General features: G+C 41.7%; 15 protein-coding genes. 10 read left to right on the top strand and 5 right to left on the bottom strand.

Translation table 11 applies throughout. The features are described from left to right. The first annotated feature begins 21 nt into the window (after positions 1-21). From recG to WS40_RS07255, 8 genes are all read left to right on the top strand, one after another. The gene (recG, locus tag WS40_RS07290; RefSeq protein WP_302413618.1) at positions 22-2058 is read left to right on the top strand and encodes an ATP-dependent DNA helicase RecG; all 2037 of its coding nucleotides are present in this window, start codon (positions 22-24) and stop codon (positions 2056-2058) included. Positions 2059-2145: 87 nt separating this feature from the next. Further along, entirely contained in the window at positions 2146-2712 is a 567-nt protein-coding gene (locus WS40_RS07285; RefSeq protein ID WP_046441448.1) for a hypothetical protein, read from the top strand. Between the two features lie 287 nt (positions 2713-2999). Next, positions 3000-4196 carry a type II secretion system F family protein gene (locus WS40_RS07280; RefSeq protein WP_046441446.1) on the top strand — a complete coding sequence of 399 codons (1197 nt, stop codon included), beginning with the start codon at positions 3000-3002 and terminating at the stop codon, positions 4194-4196. Between the two features lie 102 nt (positions 4197-4298). Further along, positions 4299-5783 (top strand): pilus assembly protein PilM, encoded by a 1485-nt coding sequence (gene pilM, locus WS40_RS07275; protein ID WP_022286797.1) that lies wholly within the window; start codon positions 4299-4301, stop codon positions 5781-5783. 2 nt (positions 5784-5785) lie between these two features. Next, positions 5786-6496 (top strand): type II secretion system protein GspM, encoded by a 711-nt coding sequence (gene gspM, locus WS40_RS07270; protein ID WP_046441444.1) that lies wholly within the window; start codon positions 5786-5788, stop codon positions 6494-6496. Between the two features lie 147 nt (positions 6497-6643). Next, positions 6644-8848: a hypothetical protein gene (locus tag WS40_RS07265; RefSeq protein WP_046441442.1), complete on the top strand. Its 2205-nt coding sequence runs from the start codon at positions 6644-6646 to the stop codon at positions 8846-8848. A 17-nt stretch (positions 8849-8865) separates the two neighbouring features. Further along, positions 8866-9675 carry a type II secretion system protein gene (locus WS40_RS07260; protein ID WP_046441440.1) on the top strand — a complete coding sequence of 270 codons (810 nt, stop codon included), beginning with the start codon at positions 8866-8868 and terminating at the stop codon, positions 9673-9675. Between the two features lie 18 nt (positions 9676-9693). Further along, positions 9694-11511 carry a type II secretion system protein gene (locus tag WS40_RS07255; protein ID WP_046441438.1) on the top strand — a complete coding sequence of 606 codons (1818 nt, stop codon included), beginning with the start codon at positions 9694-9696 and terminating at the stop codon, positions 11509-11511. Positions 11512-11640: 129 nt separating this feature from the next. Here WS40_RS07255 and WS40_RS07250 read toward each other — a convergent pair whose 3' ends face one another. Next, the gene (locus WS40_RS07250; protein ID WP_022286802.1) at positions 11641-12465 is read right to left on the bottom strand and encodes a prepilin peptidase; all 825 of its coding nucleotides are present in this window, start codon (positions 12463-12465) and stop codon (positions 11641-11643) included. Positions 12466-12624: 159 nt separating this feature from the next. Between WS40_RS07250 and WS40_RS07245 the strand changes: the two genes are divergently transcribed. Then, on the top strand, positions 12625-14304 hold the full coding sequence (locus tag WS40_RS07245) for a GspE/PulE family protein (protein WP_041337287.1): 1680 nt from the start codon (positions 12625-12627) through the stop codon (positions 14302-14304). 27 nt (positions 14305-14331) lie between these two features. Beyond that, positions 14332-15402: a type IV pilus twitching motility protein PilT gene (locus tag WS40_RS07240; RefSeq protein WP_022286804.1), complete on the top strand. Its 1071-nt coding sequence runs from the start codon at positions 14332-14334 to the stop codon at positions 15400-15402. 66 nt (positions 15403-15468) lie between these two features. Here the strand turns inward: WS40_RS07240 and WS40_RS07235 are convergent, their stop codons facing one another. The 4 genes from WS40_RS07235 to WS40_RS07220 form a co-directional block, all read right to left on the bottom strand. Further along, positions 15469-16350: a DMT family transporter gene (locus WS40_RS07235; RefSeq protein ID WP_022286805.1), complete on the bottom strand. Its 882-nt coding sequence runs from the start codon at positions 16348-16350 to the stop codon at positions 15469-15471. Then, positions 16340-16744 carry a DUF3783 domain-containing protein gene (locus WS40_RS11515; protein WP_195220298.1) on the bottom strand — a complete coding sequence of 135 codons (405 nt, stop codon included), beginning with the start codon at positions 16742-16744 and terminating at the stop codon, positions 16340-16342. Before WS40_RS11515 ends, WS40_RS07235 begins: the two co-directional genes overlap by 11 nt. A gap of 157 nt (positions 16745-16901) precedes the next feature. Beyond that, entirely contained in the window at positions 16902-19244 is a 2343-nt protein-coding gene (gene yicI, locus WS40_RS07225; RefSeq protein ID WP_046441435.1) for an alpha-xylosidase, read from the bottom strand. Positions 19245-19591: 347 nt separating this feature from the next. Further along, positions 19592-20839 carry a CapA family protein gene (locus tag WS40_RS07220; protein ID WP_046441433.1) on the bottom strand — a complete coding sequence of 416 codons (1248 nt, stop codon included), beginning with the start codon at positions 20837-20839 and terminating at the stop codon, positions 19592-19594. Between the last annotated feature and the right edge of the window lie 380 nt (positions 20840-21219).

Genomic DNA, 21219 nt, shown 5'->3' with positions numbered 1-21219 from the left:
AAGCTGACAGGTGGTGAGGATTTGTTAAAAGATCTTGAAAAACCAATAGAGTATCTAAAAGGCGTTGGGGAAAAACGTGCCGAATGTTATGAGAAATTAGGCGTAAAGACAGTATATGACCTGCTTTGTCATTATCCAAGAAGTTATATTGACTATACCTCGCCTGTTCCCATAGCCGACGCACCAACTAACGAGCCTTGCATAGTAAAGGGCAGAGTAGTTAAAAAGCTCCCTGAAGCCCGTATTAGAAAGGGTCTGTCAGTGTACAAAGTCATTTTTACCGATGACGTCACCGACCTTGTAATAGTTATCTATAACAGCGAGTATATGTATAAACAGCTTGAAGTGGATAAAGAGTATTACCTCTGCGGCAGGATAACAGGAAACCTTGTGCGAAAAGAGATAAATTCTCCTGTGATACTTTCTGCCGATACGGAAGATAAAGTCCAGCCTGTATATCACCTCACAGAGGGTCTTAGTCAGCAAATGCTCAGAAAAACAGTAAGGCTCGCCCTGAATGTTTTTAATAAGAATATCTATGAGCCGCTGCCAAAAAGCATAATGCAAAGGTATAATTTCTGTTCTCTTGAATATGCTTTGGAGAATATACATTTTCCAAAAGATATGCACACCTGCGAGCTTGCGAAAAATCGCCTTGTCTTTGACGAGCTTCTTGTTTTGCAGCTTGGTATGCAGCTTATGAAAAGCCGAAGCCGTGAAAAAAGCGGCTTTGTGCTGAAAACGCAGGATATGGACAGCTTTTATAACGCTCTGCCTTTTATCCTTACAAACAGCCAGCAAACCGCCATAGAGGATTGTATCAGAGATATGCAGAAAGAGCAGCCTATGAACAGACTCGTTCAGGGCGACGTTGGCTCGGGCAAGACCGCAGTTGCGGCAGGAGCGGCATATTTTGTGTATGAAAATGGCTGCCAGAGCGCACTTATGGCGCCTACTGAGATACTTGCAGAACAGCATTACGAGACACTCAAAGGCTTCCTTGAACCGCTTGGCGTAAAGGTGGCACTGCTCACAGGCTCTATGACCGCAAAACAGAAAAAGCTTGTGAAAGAGGGGCTTGAAAACGGTGAATACGCCGTTGCAGTGGGAACACACGCTCTTGTTCAGCAGACAACGAAGTTCAAAAAGCTTGCCCTTGTCATAACAGACGAGCAGCACCGCTTTGGCGTTGAACAGCGTGCGGCACTTGCTTCAAAGGGTGAAAATCCCCATAAGCTTGTTATGTCAGCCACGCCTATCCCTAGAACTCTTGCCCTTATGATATACGGCGACCTTGATATTTCTGTACTGAAAGAGCTTCCTAAGGGCAGACAGCCCGTTGAAACATATGCCGTTACAGGAAAGCTTCGCGAGCGTGCTTTTAACTATGTGAAAAAATATCTTGACGAGGGCAGACAGGGTTATATAGTCTGTCCAATGATAGAGGAAAGTGATATGGACTTGCAGGACGTTAAGACCTATGCTAAAAAGCTTTCTCAGGGCACGTTTAAAGATTACACTGTGGGACTTCTTCACGGCAGAATGAGCGGTGCTCAGAAAGAACAGGTCATGAACGACTTCAAGGAGCATAAAATAGACCTGCTCGTTTCCACAACAGTTGTGGAGGTAGGAGTTGACGTGCCTAATGCGGCAATAATGGTAATAGAAAATGCTGACAGATTTGGCCTTTCCCAGCTTCACCAGCTTCGTGGCCGTGTGGGAAGAGGTAAATATAAATCAAGTTGTATCCTCATTACAGACAACGTGAATGAGGAAAGCGTGAAAAGACTTAAAATTTTGGGCAAGACTAACGACGGCTTTAAGATATCTGAGGAAGATCTTAAACTCAGAGGTCCCGGTGACTTTTTCGGAAGCAGACAGCATGGCCTTCCTGCATTGAAGATAGCGGATATGTCACAGGATATGGATATACTAAGAAAAGCACAGGAAGCCGCACAGCTTATCAGAAACGCAGACCCTAAACTTGAGCGTACAGAAAATATGTATCTAAGAGAGCTTGTGGATAAACTCTTTGATAAAACTATGTCAGATAATTGAAAGATGTAAAGTTTGAAAACTTTATCGTGTAATATGAGATGTAAAGCATAAAGACTTTATAAGTAAAAGAATAAAGCGGAGGTAATTATGGAGGCAATAAAATTTTTAAAGTACATTCTGTCGAGAATTGGGATAATGATCGTTCTTACGCTGTTTTCAGCCTTTGCAGGCATTGTGCTGATACCGGCTCTGGTTACGGTCTTTCCGTCAAGCACATCTGCTTTCAAAAGCTTTATGACAAATAGTAATGTAGACTCATTTATAGGCTTTGCTGTCATTCTTATATTTTTCCTGAGACTTTTTTATGACGACGGCAAACGCCATGCCGCATATGAAAATTGGAGCTGGGTCAATATTACAATAGTGTATCTTCTTATGCTCCTAGTGTATTTTATTCCTGCAATATTCAGGGATTCATTCAGTCAGGAGGGCAAGGGAGATATCTTCTATAAGGTGCTTTATTATCCGTGTATATGGCTGAATGAAGGCGTGGGCATGAACTACCTTGTAAGCGTGATCATCGGCATAGGACTTCTTCTTGCAGCGTCCTATTGTTTCTATCTGATAGCCTATAAAGTGTATGTTCATAAGCATCCTGTCATTCTCAAAAGTATGAAATCTTTTAGTGCGGACAAGACAGATAATAAAGTATAAATTGTATTATTTGAACATAAATAAGAGTATTTACTATCAGAAATCTGTATGAACTCGCTTTGAATGTTAAATATTATTTAAAATGTTAGTTTAATTATTCTATTTGTACAAATTCGATAAATTTGTGAAGATTATTTTGTAAACAAATTAACGCTTAAAAAGCACTCAATCACTTGCGAAAAGATGAAAATAATGTTATAATTATAAAAATGCGTTTTGTGTATTTTTAAAGTTTTTTGTTATGAATGCACAAAATGTATAAATAAGTGGAGGTGTATCTACATATTATGAAGAAATTTTCCTATGTTGCTAAGGATACCTCGGGAAAAACCATAAAGGGTATCTATGAGGCTGAGGATGCACAGGAAGTACTGGACAAGATCCACGAACAAGGTCTTTTCTGTATAAGTTATACAGAAGCATTGGGCGGTGCAGGCAAACAATCTGTGCACAAGTTCAATACTAAGGAACTTGCTTTCTGCTGCCGTCAGCTTGCGGCAATGATGACATCGGGTCTTACCATTGTTAAAGCGCTCGACATTCTCTATAAGGAAGAGGAGAATAAGGGTGCAAAGGATGTTTGGAGAAGCGTTTATGACGATGTTCAGAAAGGTCAGAGCTTTACCGAGGCCCTCGATACAAGAAGAGGAAGCTTTCCGGACTTTTTCATCTCAATGGTAGACGCAGGTGAGACCTCAGGTACGCTCGATATGACAATGCAGCGTCTGAGCGATTACTATGCAAACTCAAACAAGTTGAACAATAAGGTAAAGAGTGCGATGACCTATCCTATCATACTTGGCGTTCTTTGTATCGTCATGGTAATCGGTATGTTTACGTTCATCATGCCTATATTCGCAGGTCTTATGCCAGAGGATCAGATGCCTGCACTTTCTAAGGCTCTCTTCTCATTCAGTGACTTTTTCAAGGCAAAATGGTATATCATTCTTATCGTGGTCGTTGTTTTGATATTCGGTTGGATATACGCCTTGAAAGTACCGTCAGTCAGACTTAAATTTGACTACATAAAGATAAAGATGCCTGCCGCCGGAAAGCTTATGGTAAAGATCTACGAGGGTCGTTTCGCAAGAACTCTTTCATCACTTTATTCAAGCGGTATCCCAATGGTAGAGTGTCTTGAACGTTCGTCAAGAATACTTGGAAATGCTTATGTTGATAAGATGTTCATTCAGGTAGTTGATGAAGTTAAGCAGGGCGCACCGCTTTCAGCGTCACTTGCAAAAACAGAGATATTTGAAGGAATGTTTACTTCCATCATCTATGTCGGTGAGGAATCAGGTGCTCTCGATGAGATCCTTGAGAAAACTGCTGACTACTATGAGGAAGAAGCAGACGCAGCCGTTACAAGACTTGTAGGACTTATGGAACCATTGCTCATCGTGTTCATGGGTGTTGCGATCGGTCTTTGCCTTGCGGGTATCTTCCCACTGCTCTACGGTTCATTGTCAGGTCTGGAAAACTAAGGGTCTGCATTTTATGTTCGTTAATTTTAAATATCTCCTCTCCTTTAAAATGGAGAGGGAAGATATTTGTTTTGAAAAATAATTTAAGAGGTGAAGGAATAAATGCTATCATTTGATATTTCTGATAGACAAATCAACATTGTTAAAGGTGATAACTCCTCTAACAAGATAAGGATCGAGAGATCTTTGCAGGTAGACATTCCTGAGGATATGATCCTTAATGGTGAGGTCATCAACCTTTCAGGTCTGTCTGAGTTACTGCTCACTCAGATCAAGGCTGAGGATATGATGGATAAGGACGCTATCGTTACTTTTTCATCGAGCAACATCGTATTCAAGGAGCTTGTAGTTCCAAAGGCAAAGGGTAATGAGTTCCTGCTTATGGTACAGAACCATATGAGCCAGGAAATGGGTATCACAGATGAGTATTCTATCTCATATACAGTAGTAGGTGAAGCAGGTGAGGATAATCCTGGTGCGGTGAAGGTACTTGCAACAGCTTGCCCTAGTACGATAGTTGAAAGCTACAGAAAGCTTTATAACATTATGGGCATGAACCTCAGATCTGTTAACATCGGATGTAACTCTATCGCAAGAATCGTTCTTGCTGACAAGTCCAACATGGAGAAAATGCCACTGTTGGTTTGCCAGATAGATAAGAACTTCCTTGGTCTTACACTTTTTGAGAATGGACAGATGGCATTCGCCAGATACGTTCCTATCTCAGAAGAAGATTATGATTCTGACGATTATATCACTGAAGCTCTTAACGAGAACATCTTCAGAATGGAGCAGTTCAATAAGGCAAGAGGCGGTTCAGGACTTGAAAATGTTATTCTCTATGGCTTTATTGAGGACTACATCAAACTCGTTGACGCTCTTGACGGTCTTGATATAAAGGCTTCCGTTCTCGGTGTGCCTGCTCAGATCACAGGTTTCGAGAACTTCGAGTTTACAGTATTCGCTAATGCTATCGGTGCTCTCTACAAGAGAAACAAGGCAACAGAGAAGATCAACCTTCTTGAAGTCGATCAGTCCACAGGTAAGGGCGGCAACAGCGGAATGGGTTCGCTGCTCATGACAGGCGGTATCTTCGCTGCGGCAGCCGCAGTGCTTATCGCAGGTGCAACACTTGTTATTAATCTCAGGAAGAGTTCTATCGAGAAAGATATAGACAAGACTAATGATAAGATAGCTGTTTGCAATGAGAAGATCGCCCAGAACCAGATACTTCACAATAAGATGAAGATCATGCAGGATTATTCAAACTATGTTACATCAGCAAATGCAGCTCTTGAAACACTTCCGGTCGTGTCAAGTGAGATGTTTGACGATATCAAGGAAGCTCTTGGTTCTTTCAAGTATGAAGGCTTTACATATAACCTTGAAGCTGGTACAGTAACACTTACTAAGGTTGAGCTTGATGATCAGTCAGATGTAAAAACAGCAATCGATGCCCTTGTAGGTACAGGACTCTTCCAGGAAGATGTAGGATACAACGGATATTCGATCGGTGAAGACGGCAGCTCAGGCGTAACGCTTGATTCGCTGACACTTTATCTTAAAGAAGAGGGCGAGGGTGAATAATTATGAAGTTGAATTATCGTGATAAAATGATTTTGATAGTAGTATTTGTACTGCTTATAATTGTTGCAGGTTTTATGCTTTTTATTAAGCCTGCCATTGATGAGTGTAGTCAGGCAAGCAGTGATCTGGAGTCAGCAAAGGTACAGCTCAGCGAGCTTGAAGATCAGGTAGACAAGGATAAGAACCTTGCCGCTGAGATTCAGACACTTTATACAAGCACCTCACAGGTCGCAGCTAACTTCTATGATTATCAGGTAGCATACAAGGCTACTGATAAGGTTCGTGAGCTTTTTAATGTTGATGATGTAAAGATCAAAAACTCCAATATGACTATTTCATCATACGGCAGCACAGTTCTTTCGCCTTTTGCTTATGAGTCAACAGCAGCAGCTACTGATTTTGACACTAAGGTAGATGAATACAATAATGCAAGCACAACTGATTCATCACCTGCAGATGCAAACACAGATGAAAATGCCGCTGATACCAATGAAACAGCTGCACAGACAATAGGTTACTATAGCCTTAACATTCAGTTCAAAAGCTCGCTTTCAGGTTTCAAGAATTTTGCTGACAACCTGACGACAAACAACGAAAAGAGCATGGTTATCCAGAATGTTAACATTGAGAATGTCAACGAAAGCGAGATCTCCGGTACAATGACACTCAATATGTACGTTTTGAAGAAGCTTGCTGATCCTTCTGCCAGCTAAGAGAAAACTATTTGGTAGGATAAGGAATATTTCTTATCCTACCAATTAGTGCTATATAATGATTAAAAATTTTATATAAGTAATCAACCTGTGTAAAATGAAAAAAGTATAGCATAAGTGATAATAAAACTAAGAAAGGTGGTTAATATGAAGAATACTCCGAAGAGGAAACAAAGAAACAAACCCGGAGTCGTGCTTTTCACAGCGGTTGCTGTCATGCTCATGCTGTCAATACTTTTGACTGCAACTGTTTCTTTTGTTTCGGTAAATAGGACAAAAACAAATGATAACTATAAGAGCAAACAGGCTTATCTGACAGCTTCATCTACTCTTGAAAGCTTTATTAATCAGATACAAACTGATACTGCTCCAACCAATGACCCTACTGCAAAGGCTCAGCAGAAAAAGGCCATAGATAACCTTAAAAAGCTAGCAAGTGCTAATAGCGGAAAGGGTACAACTACTAATGTCAGCTATAATGGATCAAATGGTAAAAGCGATAATATCGGTACCACAAAGATAACTGTAGCACAGGAGGGTACAAGTGTTGCAAATATCGTTGTTACCTGTGAAACTACTTATCTGGGAAAAACTGAAAAGGTAGCAGCTCATATTTCCACGCAGTCAGTTACAAAGCCTGCCGAGTATACAAATACAATCGAGCTTGTTGGTAACGGCGGCGCAGGTTACGATAACCTTAACGTTATCGGTGATATGGCTGGTATCAATAATACCACTGGTAAGGTCTATAGATTTACAAACAATACTAGTATCTATGGTTCTTATCTTATGTATGGTTCTTTGGAGGTTTCAACTCAGCCTCTTATCATGCTCAAGCCTAGTCTTGTAGATGAAAAGCAGGGTTCAACTGTTACAATTTCTGAAAACCTTGATGTTTCAAATGAATTCCACATTAACTCTACAATGGCAAGAGCAGACGGATATAACTATGTTAATATCGGTCAGAAGCTTTCCACTTCAAACCATATGGACGTTGGTTCATCAGGTTTTGATGTCGATTTGTTCTGTTGTGAAGCTAACATTGGCGGAAATGACTATACACAGTATGGTAACTTCTACGTTTATAAGGGCGCAGGTGCTTATAATGGCGATGCAACATTTGGTGCAGCTGGTCAGACGATCAATGGCTCTCTCTATGTCGAGGGTGATCTTAATGTCACAAAGTCACTTAAGGTAACAGGCTCTGTTTATGTTACCGGCACTATCACGGGTAAAGATAAGATCGTCTGCCAGGCTTCAAATATTCATGAAGGAGCTGTTCTTAGCAAAGCAGGTCGTGATGCAAAGCCACAGATACCTGTATCTGCTGATGCCTATGTATATTATCCGGAAGATTTCTTCATGAGCAGTGATACTAATGTGACAACGATCTCTGATGAATATCAGGCTTTCTATGATGGCTCAAACACTAAAACTTTCAATACCTTTGCAAGCGATCCAAGCTATTGGAATAATGTTGACTACACGCTTACTGAGCCAATAGACCTTACAGGAACAGGAGCTAAGACTCCAGTTACAAGCCGCTACAAATTGAGAATAACATCAAGCTGTACATGGGCATCTGATCTTTCGTTCAATGATTATGGCAATGGTTCAAGGATCCTCGTTGATGTTTCTGATTCTTCAGGCGATATTGTTATAAGACTTCAAAATGGTCTTAGTCTTGATTCAAGCTGGTCTCCAACTATAGTTGTCAGAAATCGTTCAACTATAATTGATACAACTACAGGTGACAGAAAATACAACTGCTATTTTGTTTCAGACTCAGGCAGTGCTATTACACTTAATGGTATCGACTCAGTAACAGGCAAGTCCAAGCATTCGGGTTCAAGCGCATGTAACTATAACTTTAGTGGCTTGAAAATATTTGATTATGACACTTATGTTCGTATGTATAACTCTGATACACTAAAAAATACTAAGGGTAATCCTGGTGCTCCACAGAGCAGCTTCATCCTTAATCCAACATCAGTGGACGTTGCAGGCTCTTACAGACCATCAAACAGCAGTATCATTTTCTTATTTGCTGAGAACACAACGCTTAGCGCCACAAACAACAGTTTCTTCCAGGGTTCATTCTACTCACCAGAAGCAATGGTTAATATAGCAACAAGTGGTCTTAGTGGACTTAATGTTACAGACTCAGCAGGCGGAAAAATGACCGTTCAGTGCTGTGCAGTCGGTGTAGTTATCGCAAACAGCTTTGGTAACGCCAATACAGCGTTCTATGTATACACTAAGCCTTCAACTACTTCTGTAATGCAGAATGCGAAGGGCGGTAAGGACGATTCAGCATTCGGATATACTCTTGACAGATATGATCACTATTAATTGAAAGGAGTATACTCATGAAAAAGAACAGCAAAAATAAAAAGGGTATGACTCTTGTAGAGGTCATCATAGCAATGGCACTTTTGTCAGGTATGTCAGCTATGCTTGTTACAGTTGCTGTAGCGGCAAAAAGACAGAATCTTGAAAACTACTACCGCAACAATGAAATGTATACTCAGGCAGTAAATGCCGAGCAGTATAATGATAACAAGACCGTCAATATGAATGAGTTGAAGGTAAACAAGTTCTCTTCAAGCGGCAAAACTACAAATGAGTTTGCCCTTGAGGCAGACTTTGGAAGTGGCATAAAGTTCAATACTACTGCCTATGGCTTTAAAGCAAAGCTTAATAATATTGATGAAGACGCAGGCTATCAGCTCAAATTTCTTCAGGGTAAGGATATAAACATTACGCCTAATCCTGAAAAGAGCGTTTACTGGGTAAAGTTTTATAACAATTCAGGGGCAGATATGGATTTCTATGCTCTTACGCCTGAGCTTACAGGCGGAAAGTTCTTTGATGTAAATAATAACTCATCAGGAAATTCACTTCTTATCCCTATCGGTGACGGTGGAAATCAGCAGTTTGGCGTTGTGCTTTCAGGCGTAACAGGAAGCGATTATTTCGGCTTCTCACAGTCATCTGATCTTTACAGCAGCGCTCCAACAGCCGATGCAGCTGCATTTAAGATCACAGATGCGACCTTTGACCATTATCTTGAAAAAGATGCGTCAGGTAAAGCTACAGGTTATGTAGTTATCCATTATATGGGTGGTTCTGATTACAAAAACCAGGCTGAATATGACGATGCACAATCAACACCATAAGGAGGGAGGATCTTGAAAATGAATAAAAACCGCAAGGGTTTTACCCTTGTTGAGCTTATCGTTGTGGTAACGATTTTCGGCGTGATCCTCGGAGCTATCCTTAATATGATTAAACCTGCAAATAACGTTTATCATGACGCTGATGCAACAATGGAAAGCAATGTCATAGGTTCAGGTCTTATAGACTATCTTGATGATGAGCTTAGATATTCGACCAATGTTCTTGTGCTTAAAGATTATATTGGTGTGCCTGATGTTTCAACCTCTGGTACTATCGGTGCAAGCGGTGTGACCTATTCAAATTGTATCGTTATTGATAATAATAATCTTCGTGGCTATAGTCTGAAAAACTATTCAGGCAATGACACGGATACAGCCGCAAAGAGAATGGGTGCAAAAGGCTGTATCCTCAATGTAGGTAAGGTAAATACAGAGGGCTTAAACTTTAATAATTCTGCTGTTGCAAGAGGCGTTGATTTTTACGACAATTATAAGTTTGATATCGGTGCAAGTATCAGCAAAATTGAGGAAATGTATACTCTCGACGTTTCTCTTACAGCCTATCAGCCAACATATGAGAACGGAAGCTATACTTTTACGAAAACAAAGTATAAAAAGGACGCAGCAGTAAATCTCACAAATATTAACATAGATGAAGGCGATTCATACAATGTTAATGACTATAAAGATTTCTCTGTAGCTCCTGATTATGTCACATATCCTCAGGCAACTACTGCTCCTGCAGGTTGCACAGCTCAGCAGGAAAAGTATTACAGCCTTGACGCTTCAAACACATATACTTATATTTTCTACGATAAGACAACAGTTTCAAGTTCAAAAACATACAGTGTAAAGTTTATCTACTCTGCAAGCGACCCTGAACCAACGCTTCGTGGTAAACAGATAGATACTAAGTCTGTCAAGGCGGGTACAGTTTATAAAGCTCCACCTTCTATGTCATCAAGAACAGGTTATGGCACGCCTTATTGGGTAGACAGCAAGAATAACGTTGCTGATTTTACAACAGGCGTAACAATAAATAAGGATATGGTATTCTCCTGTGTTTATCCGCCTGTTGCACCGAAAGCCCAATTTAATGTAACGTTTGAGAATATCAACGGTTCTACATTTACAACAACAAAAGTCTATGATGGCGACTTTGCAAATGACCCGGGAATTCCAACTGACATGGATACTATAAAACAGGATTTTGTTAAGTGGGTATACAAATCAGATACGTCAAAGGGTCTTACTGATGTTTCTATTACAGATAGCTCAGTTGTTTTCGTTCCAGTTGTACAGAACAAGCATAAGGTTGAGTTTAAATTAAATGGTTCTTTAATAAATGCCTCAACTATTTATGTTTCTGATGGACAGTATGCAACTTATCCAGGTGCTATCCCTGTTCCGTCAGATACAACAAAAATATTTGATAAGTGGGTTGTAGAGGGTAAGAGTGATGATATCAGTTCTACCCCTATAACATCTGACACTGTTTTTGTAGCACAATTCAAGGATAAACCAACATTGCCTAGTGGTTCATCGAGAATAAAGGTTCATATTCTCACCAAGCCTTCAAATGGTAATCATATTGTATGCAGTGGTAATCCTGTTGATTTCGAGGTGACAGGTCAGGTTATTCGTACTTCAACATATTGGGGCAGTTATATGAATGATCAGTTAAAGGTTGGTACGGATTTGGAAATACTTTTCTACAGTGATACTATTAATCTTCAGATAGGTTGGACCAGTGCTACTGTAAATTTAACCAATAATGGTGGAGAATATGAATACTGGTTTAAAGATGATAAGCTTTATACTAGTGATCCATCATAAATTTTAGTTTTCAGCGGCTGTATATTATTGTACAGCCTTGCTGAAAAAATCCCCTTAACAGAAAACTTCTATTAAGAGGATTTTTTGAGCAAAAAAATTCCGCAGTATCAAACTGCGGAATTTGTGCAATTATCTTATTATCAGCATTGCTTCGTTCATCATCTCGTTAAGACCAGTAAAGTCCATGTACCATGAACCGATCTGCTCTGAGTACAAAGCTGCAACAGCAATTCCTATGGAGAGATATGGACCAAATGCAAATACTGAATCACCACTGCGGTGCTTCTGGATAAGTCCACCGATTGAGCCTGTTATCAGTCCGATAAGAAGAGCTACCAAAGCACCCTGCATTCCGAGAAACAGCCCTGCGGCTGCCATGAGATATACATCTCCCATGCCCATTGCTTTCTCATGTGTGATAAGACAAATAATAAGCAAAGGCACGCTCACAATGAAAAATCCGATCAAGTGTGACTTAAGCGTAAGTCCCGTCTGATCTTTGCAGAAGATGTATTCCGCAACACCAAGCAAACCTATGAATATCACCACATATGTGTTGATAAGCTGAGTGTCCCAGTCCATGAAGAATACAACGATAAGAGCAGAGAATAACAGACAGACAAGTGCTGCACGAAGCGGATTGAAAATTCCATTAAAATGGTAGAATACCCATAAGTAGAGCAGTGCGTTCAGCGTTTCAACTATAGTGTATCTTGCCGATATCTTTGCACCGCAGCTTCGACACTTTCCACGAAGTATGCACCAGCTTACTATCGGTATCAGGTCACGCCGTTTGATCGGCTCACCGCAAGTCATACAGTGAGAATTTCGCTTGATAAGACTTTCATTTTTCGGCAATCGGTATATGCAGACGTTAAGAAAACTGCCTATGCACGCTCCGAAGATGAACACAAATACATAAATGATTATGTATGATAAGGTTAAATTATCCACAGTGATCCTCCTTTGGATTCATTAGTTAATATATTAATTTTATCATACTTTCATGAAGATTACAATAGATAATATGATTTTTTTGCGGTTTTTGCACCGCAGCAGACGTTTCCGCAGCGTCGGATCCCTAAATCAATGCGGAGGATTGGAGTAATATATATGAGAAACGGCCCTATCGGTCAGTATCTGGTACAGAAAGGTCTTATAACTGAAGAACAGCTTCAGGAAGTCCTTGCCAAACAGAAGGAGCAAAAGGGAAGACTTTTTGGTGATGTCATTATTGACATGAAGCTCGTTACCGATGTTCAGTTCTGTCAGGTCCTCGCCGAGCGACTGAATGTGTCCTATATCGACCTTGATAATACTGAGCTTATGCCTGATATAGTCAAGAAGATACCGGAGGCAACTGCAAGAAAGTATAACGTCATTGCAGTCAGCAAAATAGGCAAGCGTATGACCGTTGCAACTAATGACCCTATCAACTTTTATATTTTCGAGGATCTCCGTGTTATCACAGGCTGCAGCATAACACCTGTCCTTGCCACAAAGTCATCTATCAACCGTGCAATCGGTAAGATGTACTCAGAAGGTCAGGTTAACTCCGTTGTTGACGAAGCTACAAAGCAAAAAGAGGAAGAGCTTAACCTTGAAGAACTCAAGGATATCTCCGAGGAGAGAATCGAGAACGCTCCTATTGTTAAACTTGCTACCGCTATCGTCGAGAACGCCCAGCGTCAGGACGCAACGGATATACATATCGAGCCATTCAAGGATAAAACCGTTATCCGTATCCGTGTAAACGGCGACCTTATCGAGCTTATGACCCTTTCCGCCGCACTTCATACTTCGCTTGTTACCCGTTTCAAGATCTTGAGCGGTATGAATATCGCAGAAAAGCGTATCCCGCAGGACGGCCGTATGTCACAGGTCGTTGACGGCACAACTCTCGACCTTCGTGTATCTAACCTTCCAATGGTGTACGGTGAGAAAGTCGTTCTCCGTATCCTCGCAACAGGCGATATGTCACTGAGAAAAATTACCGACCTGGGTATGACAGATTATAACTATAAGAGATTTGAGGCGTGCCTGAAAGTGCCGCAGGGAGTTGTCCTTGTAACAGGCCCTACAGGTTCAGGTAAATCTACCACACTTTACGCCGCACTTGGCGAAATATCCAAACCAAGCAACAACGTTATCACTGTCGAAGACCCAGTCGAGAAGAAGATAGAGGGCGTAAACCAGTGCCAGATCAACGAAAAGGCAGGCATGACATTCGGTGCAGCCCTTCGTTCTATCCTCCGTCAGGACCCTGACATCATAATGGTCGGAGAAATGCGTGATACTGAAACTGCTGAAATCGCTATCCGTGCCGCTATTACAGGACACCTTGTTCTGTCAACACTTCATACCAATGACGCCGCTTCTACTGTAACAAGACTTGTGGATATGGGCGTTGAAGCATACATGGTCGCAACCTCACTTATCGGTATTGTTGCTCAGCGTCTTACAAAGGTGCTTTGCCCTGAGTGCAAAAAGCCTAGAATGTCAACTGAGGAAGAAAACGAGCTTATGGGTCTTGACCATTCAGTACAGGTGTACGACCCATGTGGCTGTCCAAAGTGCAATAACACAGGATATAAAGGAAGAACCGCTATCCATGAGATCCTTCTCGCAACACCGTCTATGCAGGCTCTTATCACAAGGGGAGCAAAAGCTGACGAAATTCAGGAGCTTGCAAAGAAAGAGGGCTGTCATCTGCTTCGTGACAACGTTTCAGAGCTTGTTCAGCAAGGCAAGACCTCAATGGACGAACTTATCCGTGTAACATATGCTGTATAAAAAAGAAATATATGGAGGTAAATTCTAATGGCAATCGACATTAACAAAATTCTTGATGAAGCAAGAGCCCTTGGCTGTTCCGACCTGCACTTCACCGTAGGTATTCCGCCGATAGTTAGACAGGGCGGTAACCTGAGAAAGCTTTCCTCATATCCTGATATGACCGAGATCGAAATTCTCAAAATATGCGAGGATATGTGTACAGATAAGCAGCGTCAGTCTATCAAAGACCATATTGATACCGACTTTACATATGTATCTTCAAGAGGTTTCCGTCACCGTGTAAACGTGTATCGTCAGAGAGGAAACACGGCCATCGCTCTCCGTCTTTTGAGAAACGATATCCCGACCCTTACCGACCTTGACCTGCCACCTATCCTTGCAGAGTTCTCAATGAGACCTCGTGGACTTGTGCTTGTAACAGGCCCTACCGGTTCAGGTAAGTCAACAACTCTTGCCGCAATGATCGACCATGTAAATATCCATAAATCAGCTCATATCATCACTATTGAGGACCCTATCGAGTATATGCACGCTCATAAGAGATGTATGGTAAACCAGAGAGAGATCGGACCTGACGTACCGAGCTTCTCACTTGCTCTCCGTGCTGCTCTCCGTGAGGACCCTGACATTATCCTCGTAGGAGAAATGCGTGACTTCGAGACTATCGAAGCTGCTGTTACCGCCGCTGAAACAGGACATCTTGTTATGAGTACACTTCATACAACGTCCGCACCGTCAACTATCGACCGTATCATCGACGTTTTCCCTGCTCACCAGCAGCATCAGATCAGAACTCAGCTTGCTTCCGTTCTCGTTGGTATCTGTACTCAGACACTTTGCCGTACATTCGACGGCACAAGCCGTGTAGCTTGCTGTGAGATTCTTAATGCAACAGACTCTATCAAAGCTATGATCCGTGACGATAAGGTGCATCTTATCGGTTCAGCTATGCAGACAGGTAAAGCAACAGGAATGCAGACCATGGATCAGGAGCTTGCAAAGCTCGTTCGTTCGAGAACGATCTCCATGGACGTTGCGCTTGAAAAGTGCGTAAACCCACAGGATCTCAAGAGATTTATCGCAGGCGGAGCTTAAACTACAATATTAATAATAAAGAGCGTTTTTACTTTCTCGGTAAAAACGCTCTTTTTGTATGTTTTTTCAGCCCTTGACCTCACTGTCCTTGTGCCATACGTTGTTGTAAAGAAAAACAAGCACAGCCATTGCAATGATAATGAAATATCCAAGAAAGCTCCAGCCATCAGGAATATCTCCAAAAAGGAAATATCCCAAAATTGTGGTAAAAATCAACTGCGAGTAATCATAAACCGATATCTCCCTTGCAGGAGCGTGAGTGTAAGCCGCAGTTATAGCGAACTGTCCGCCTGCCGCACCTGCGCCAGCTCCCAATAAACAAAGTATTTGGAAAATCGTCATAGGGTGGAAATCTAATATTAGAAATGGCAGGGTGAACAAGCAGGAAAATCCCGAGAAGTATGCAACTATCACCGCACCATTTACTCCATGCTGTCCTAAGTATCTTACGCAAGCGTAAGCAAGTCCCGCTCCCATTCCTCCTAGAAAACCAATAAGGGCAGGGAAGAAGTCCACATTCTGAAAACTCGGCTTGATGATAAACAAGCTTCCTATAAATGCACAAATTACAGTGAAGCCCTGAAAGAAAGTCAGCCGCTCTTTAAGGAAAATAAAAGAGAAAATGATAACGAAAAACGGTGACATTTTGTTTAGCATGGAAGCGTCAGACAGCACAAGATGATCTATGGCATAAAAGTTTCCAAGCATTCCTAGCGTGCCAGCAAGCGCCCTCACAAAAATGACCGCATTGTTTTTTTTGCCCTCAATGTGAAAGCGTATGTGATTTTTCTTTAGCACTCCAATAGCGAAAAACAACGCCACAAAGTTTCTGAAAAAGGTCTTTTGCACCGTCGGTAAGTCTCCCGAAAGCCGCACAAATGCGAACATGAATGCAAACGAAAAAGCCGACAGAATAATGTAAATAATAGCCTTGTATTTACTTTTCATCTCTGTCACCTCCGTTCATGTAAATGTGTTCACGCCTCAGCTCTTTTATAAGCTCGCCCACCTTCCACTTTTGATTATGCATTGTGACCATTGCTTTTAACTTCACCGTAGCTTCTTTTTCCCTGAGCTTTTTCAGTATAGGGTCAAGTGACCTGCCGTCAATGCCCGAAAAAATAAGACATTCGTCAGCAATATCCTCTCCCACTTTCTCAGACCTGACAAAGCCCTTGAAACCGCAAAGATATCCAACCTGCTGTCCCATTATCTCATTGTCAAAGAAAACAGCCTCCGCATTTTCGCTTTTAGCAATATCTTCAATGATATCACGCTTTTGCGAACTGATATTTATGCCGATTATCTTTTTCGGTATAGCACTTCTTATTCTTGACTTCATAAAATTACTCCTCAAATCGTACTATCTATATTATACCCCGATCTCATATTTTCTTCAAGAGCAAATATACAGAATTTTTACCCTCATTTGCCCCGATTTTATGTGTGAACGCAAAAAAATCGCCCCGATCTCTCGGAGCGATAGTTTTATTTAGTCATTAGAGTTCAATGATGACCTTGCCGCTGAAGTTAGGAGCAATTTCAACAGTCTTGTCTGTGTTAGCCACAGCGATCTTGAAGCTTGCCTTTGTGTCAGTGTATTCGCACTCGATCTTGTTACCGTGTCTTGTAGCTGTCAGCTCGAATACCTTGTTTGCCTCAGTGTCATAAATAGGGCAAACTGCACTCTTGCCGTCTTCAAGCTCGTAGATAGTGAATGTTGTGCCCTCAAGATAATCATACTCTATCTGTCTTTCAAAGTTGCCGTATGCAATAATGCTGTTTGGCTTAGCAAGAGCAGGTATCTCAAAGTATGAGCATTTGTGCTTATACCACTTGCCGCCCTCAAGAACCTTGCCGGTGATAATATCTGTCCACTTGCCCTCTGGAACATAGTATTCAGCGATACCCTCGTCATTAAGAATAGGAGCAACAAGAATGTTGTCGCCGAACATATACTGTCTGTCAAGCGTCAGGCAAGTTGGGTCGTCCGCAAAGTCGATGACCATTGCTCTCATTACAGGTACGCCGACCTCGTGTGTCTTGATAGCCTGAGCCCACAGATAAGGCATGAGCTTGCCCTTGAGCTTTGTGAAGAAGCGCAGAACGTCGCAGGACTCCTCGTCGAAGAGCCATGGCACTCTGTATGACTGGTTACCATGCAGTCTTGAATGTGATGAGAACATACCGAACGCAGCCCATCTCTTGTAAATGTCAGGTGTAGCAGTAGCTTCAAAGCCTGCCATGTCATGTGAAGTGTAGCCGAAGCCTGAGATACAAAGTGACAGACAGCCTCTTACAACCTCGGCCATTGAGTTGTAGTTGCCTGAGCAATCTCCGCCCCAGTGAACAGGGAACTTCTGACCGCCTGCTGTAGCAGAACGTGCGAACAGACAAGCCTTGTTCTCTCCAAAATATTCTTTCAGTACGTTGAATACGCACTCATTATAAAGATATGTGTAGAAGTTGTGCATCTTGATAGGGTCAGAGCCGTCATAGTAAACAACATCTCTTGTAGGTATTCTCTCACCAAAGTCTGTCTTGAATGTGTCAACACCCATTTCGCAGAGCTTTCTAAGATATCCTGCATACCACTTGCAAGCCTCAGGATTAGTGAAGTCAACAATAGCCATACCAGGCTGCCACTCATCGCACTGGAATACAGAGCCGTCAGTTTTCTTGATGAAGTAGCCGTTCTTCATACCCTCGTCAAAGAGCTTTGAACGCTGACCAACATATGGGTTGATCCATACGCAAGTTTTCAGACCCTTGTTTTCGTGAAGTCTCTTGAGCATTGCAGGTGGGTCAGGGAATTGTGACTTGTCCCACTCAAAGTTACACCACTCAAAGCCCTTCATCCAGAAGCAGTCAAAGTGGAATACCTGAAGAGGAATATCTCTCTCAGCCATGCCATCGATAAATGATGTGATAGTCTCCTCATCATATGTTGTTGTAAATGAAGTTGTGAGCCACAAACCAAATGAGAATGCAGGCGGCAGTGAAGGCTTGCCTGTAAGGTCAGTGTAGCCCTTGAGTACGTCAGTGAGGTTAGCACCGCCGAATACATAGTATTCAAGGCTCTCACCTGGAACTGTCATGGATACCTTAGAAACAGTGTCAGAGCAAACCTCATATGAAACCTTGTCAGTGCTGTTTACAAATACACCATAGCCCTTTGAAGAAAGATAGAATGGGATAGACTTGTAAGACTGATCGGAACAAGTGCCTCCGTCAGCGTTCCATATCTCAACGTTCTGACCGTTCTTAGTGAATGTTGTGAATTTCTCGCCGAAACCGTAGAAATATTCGCCAACAGAAGTGTCGAACTGCTCTCTGATGTATGTTCTTGTAGGATCGGCAGGGTAGCTCCAGAATGTGTCGTCGAGCTGTGTCTGAAGTCTTGCCTGCTGCTTGTAAGCACTCTCAAAAATAACGCCTGTCGATCTCCAGCCACCACTTGTGAGTTTCTTATCCTTATAATAGTATGTGAAGCTCCAGTTTTCTTTAGAAACAACGAGCTTTGTGTCGCCTGTAACAAGTACGGCTTCCTTGTCTGTAACAGTTACCTGTGGCTTGAAGCCCTTGTCCTCGAGAACAAAGTGCGGACCATTGTCAACATGACCCTTGTGGTGTGTGATGCTTACCTTTACGCAGTTCTCCTGAGTTGAAGTGTAAGCGATCTCAAGGTTTGCACTTCCGAGCATCATAGCTCTGTTGTATACAACGAAAGGTGTTGCCACAACGAGGAATCCGTTTTCGATCTCTTCGATCTCGAAAGCCTGATTTGCATAGTTTACTTCGTAGCCTCTCTGGTTGAGCCAGAAACCGTCAGCAAATTTCATGTAATAAACCCTCCTGTAAATTTAAAGTAGTTTTCAGAATATAAAAAAATGAAAATTTTATTGGGAAGTCCGTTTCTCCCCCTTTATGTATATTTTATAGCATATTTGCCTAAATTGCAATAGTAAAAAAGTGATATGTGCAAGTATTTTAATGGATTGAGCATATTTTAGTGTAAACATTTCATGAATTGATATTTACATTATATAAATTTATTAAGATATATGTAAACCTTTACACAATACCCCAAAAAAGCGGACGGCATAAAAGTCGTCCGCAGAAATATCATATTCTTTATCAATTTTGCAAACGGGACGTCGAGGGCGTCGTCCCCTACATATTGCCCCGACTACTCAATACTAAGAAACTCATCAGGTATGTAAGACAAGCATTGCTGCACGCTCTCACGAGTGAAGCCCTCTACATAATTCTTGGCAAACAGCTCATCAGTGTATTCCGCATAAGGATAAACAGTGCAGTTGTACCAATCGCCATAGTATGAATCACCCTCAAAGTGCGATATTATCGGTATCGCCTTAACGTTCTCGAATGTCACCTCATTGGTGTCAGGGTCTTTAACAACATTAAGCTTGCCAATAAGTCCTACAAGCGACTTTGTGTCATACATAGTGGAAATAAAGTTGCCCAAACCGTAGTAAACGAACGCCTGTCCGCCCTCAGGCTTGTCAAGATATCCGCAAGTGCTGATAGTGTGCGCCTGCGTGCCTATTATCAGGTCAGCACCCCACTCCACAAGCTTAGGCGTTATCTCCGTCTGCTGTTCGTTAAGCTCGTTCTGTATCTCTGTGCCGTAATGACATGAAACCACAACAACGTCTGCCATTTTGTCAGCCTCTTCTATCTGAGCCTTTATCTTGTCCTCTTCATCAAGATATATCACCTGAGCACCGTCACCGCTGAGATAATTACCATTTGTGTGCTCCATGTATCCCAGAAAAGCAAATTTTATGCCGTTGACTTCCATGGTCTTGATAGTGTCAGCGTCCTCCTGCGAACGATAAGCACCGTAATGCACAATGCCCTTTGTGTCCCAGTAATCAAGAGAGCTTATAAGCCCCTCTTCGCCTTGGTCGAGAACATGATTGTTTGACATAGAAACCACATTGAAGCCCATGTCAACTATTTTGTCGCCCACAGCAGTTGGCGATGCGAACATAGGATAGCTTTGTGGTTCCACGCTGTCTGTAACAAGCGTTTCCTGATTGATTATAGCCACATCAGTGCCTTCTATGTACTTTGTAACGTGTTCATAAGCCTGCGTGAAATCATATTTTTCACCACCGCCAAGCTTTAGCGCCTCATTATAAATATTGTCGTGTATAAGGTTGTCACCTACGCAAACCAGCGAGCAGGTGTAGCTTGGCTGTTCCTTTTCTTCTTCATTCACCTCGACCTCTTTTTTGCTGGAGCTGTCCTCAGTTTTTTTGACTTCAGCTTTGCTCTCGGTTTCGGTCACTGTCAAAGCGTTTCCGTCAAGCTTGCTCGCGTCAAGCTTACCGCATGATACAGCACTCAGCGACAACATCGCCGAAAGAGCCACTACTGTGATCTTATTGTATAAAAGTCTGTACTTCATATAAATTCCTCTCATAATATCTTAAAAAAAATACAAATTTACTTATAGTTTAATTTTAACACATTTTTAAATAATAATCAAGTCAAATTTTCAAAATGTCGAATGCTTTATTGTAGTGCTACAATAGATATTGGACAAAATTAAGAAAAAAGAAAAGAGAGATAGACAAAAATCTGATAAAATAAAGTTACCACACCAAATTCAAATCAGAAAGGAAGCCTATCTCTCATGAATAGTATAACACAAGATATGAAGTTTCGTCAATCCTTAATGAATTACGCAAAGAAATATGGAGTGAGCCGAGCGAGCAGAAAATACAATAAATCACGTTCATATATATATTTCTGGCTGAAACGCTGGGACGGAAGTGTGGAGTCCCT

It is taken from the genome of Ruminococcus sp. N15.MGS-57 (genome assembly GCF_000980385.1).
GTDB lineage: Bacteria > Bacillota > Clostridia > Oscillospirales > Ruminococcaceae > Hominimerdicola > Hominimerdicola aceti.
This window is presented reverse-complemented; position numbering and strand designations above follow the sequence as displayed.

Coding starts and splice junctions, on each gene's coding strand:
- WS40_RS07285 (WP_046441448.1), top strand. CDS start 2,146: ATGGAGGCAATAAAATTTTTAAAGTACATTCTGTCGAGAATTGGGATA.
- WS40_RS07280 (WP_046441446.1), top strand. CDS start 3,000: ATGAAGAAATTTTCCTATGTTGCTAAGGATACCTCGGGAAAAACCATA.
- pilM (WP_022286797.1), top strand. CDS start 4,299: ATGCTATCATTTGATATTTCTGATAGACAAATCAACATTGTTAAAGGT.
- gspM (WP_046441444.1), top strand. CDS start 5,786: ATGAAGTTGAATTATCGTGATAAAATGATTTTGATAGTAGTATTTGTA.
- WS40_RS07265 (WP_046441442.1), top strand. CDS start 6,644: ATGAAGAATACTCCGAAGAGGAAACAAAGAAACAAACCCGGAGTCGTG.
- WS40_RS07260 (WP_046441440.1), top strand. CDS start 8,866: ATGAAAAAGAACAGCAAAAATAAAAAGGGTATGACTCTTGTAGAGGTC.
- WS40_RS07255 (WP_046441438.1), top strand. CDS start 9,694: ATGAATAAAAACCGCAAGGGTTTTACCCTTGTTGAGCTTATCGTTGTG.
- WS40_RS07245 (WP_041337287.1), top strand. CDS start 12,625: ATGAGAAACGGCCCTATCGGTCAGTATCTGGTACAGAAAGGTCTTATA.
- WS40_RS07240 (WP_022286804.1), top strand. CDS start 14,332: ATGGCAATCGACATTAACAAAATTCTTGATGAAGCAAGAGCCCTTGGC.
- WS40_RS07235 (WP_022286805.1), bottom strand. CDS start 16,350: ATGAAAAGTAAATACAAGGCTATTATTTACATTATTCTGTCGGCTTTT.
- WS40_RS11515 (WP_195220298.1), bottom strand. CDS start 16,744: ATGAAGTCAAGAATAAGAAGTGCTATACCGAAAAAGATAATCGGCATA.
- yicI (WP_046441435.1), bottom strand. CDS start 19,244: ATGAAATTTGCTGACGGTTTCTGGCTCAACCAGAGAGGCTACGAAGTA.
- WS40_RS07220 (WP_046441433.1), bottom strand. CDS start 20,839: ATGAAGTACAGACTTTTATACAATAAGATCACAGTAGTGGCTCTTTCG.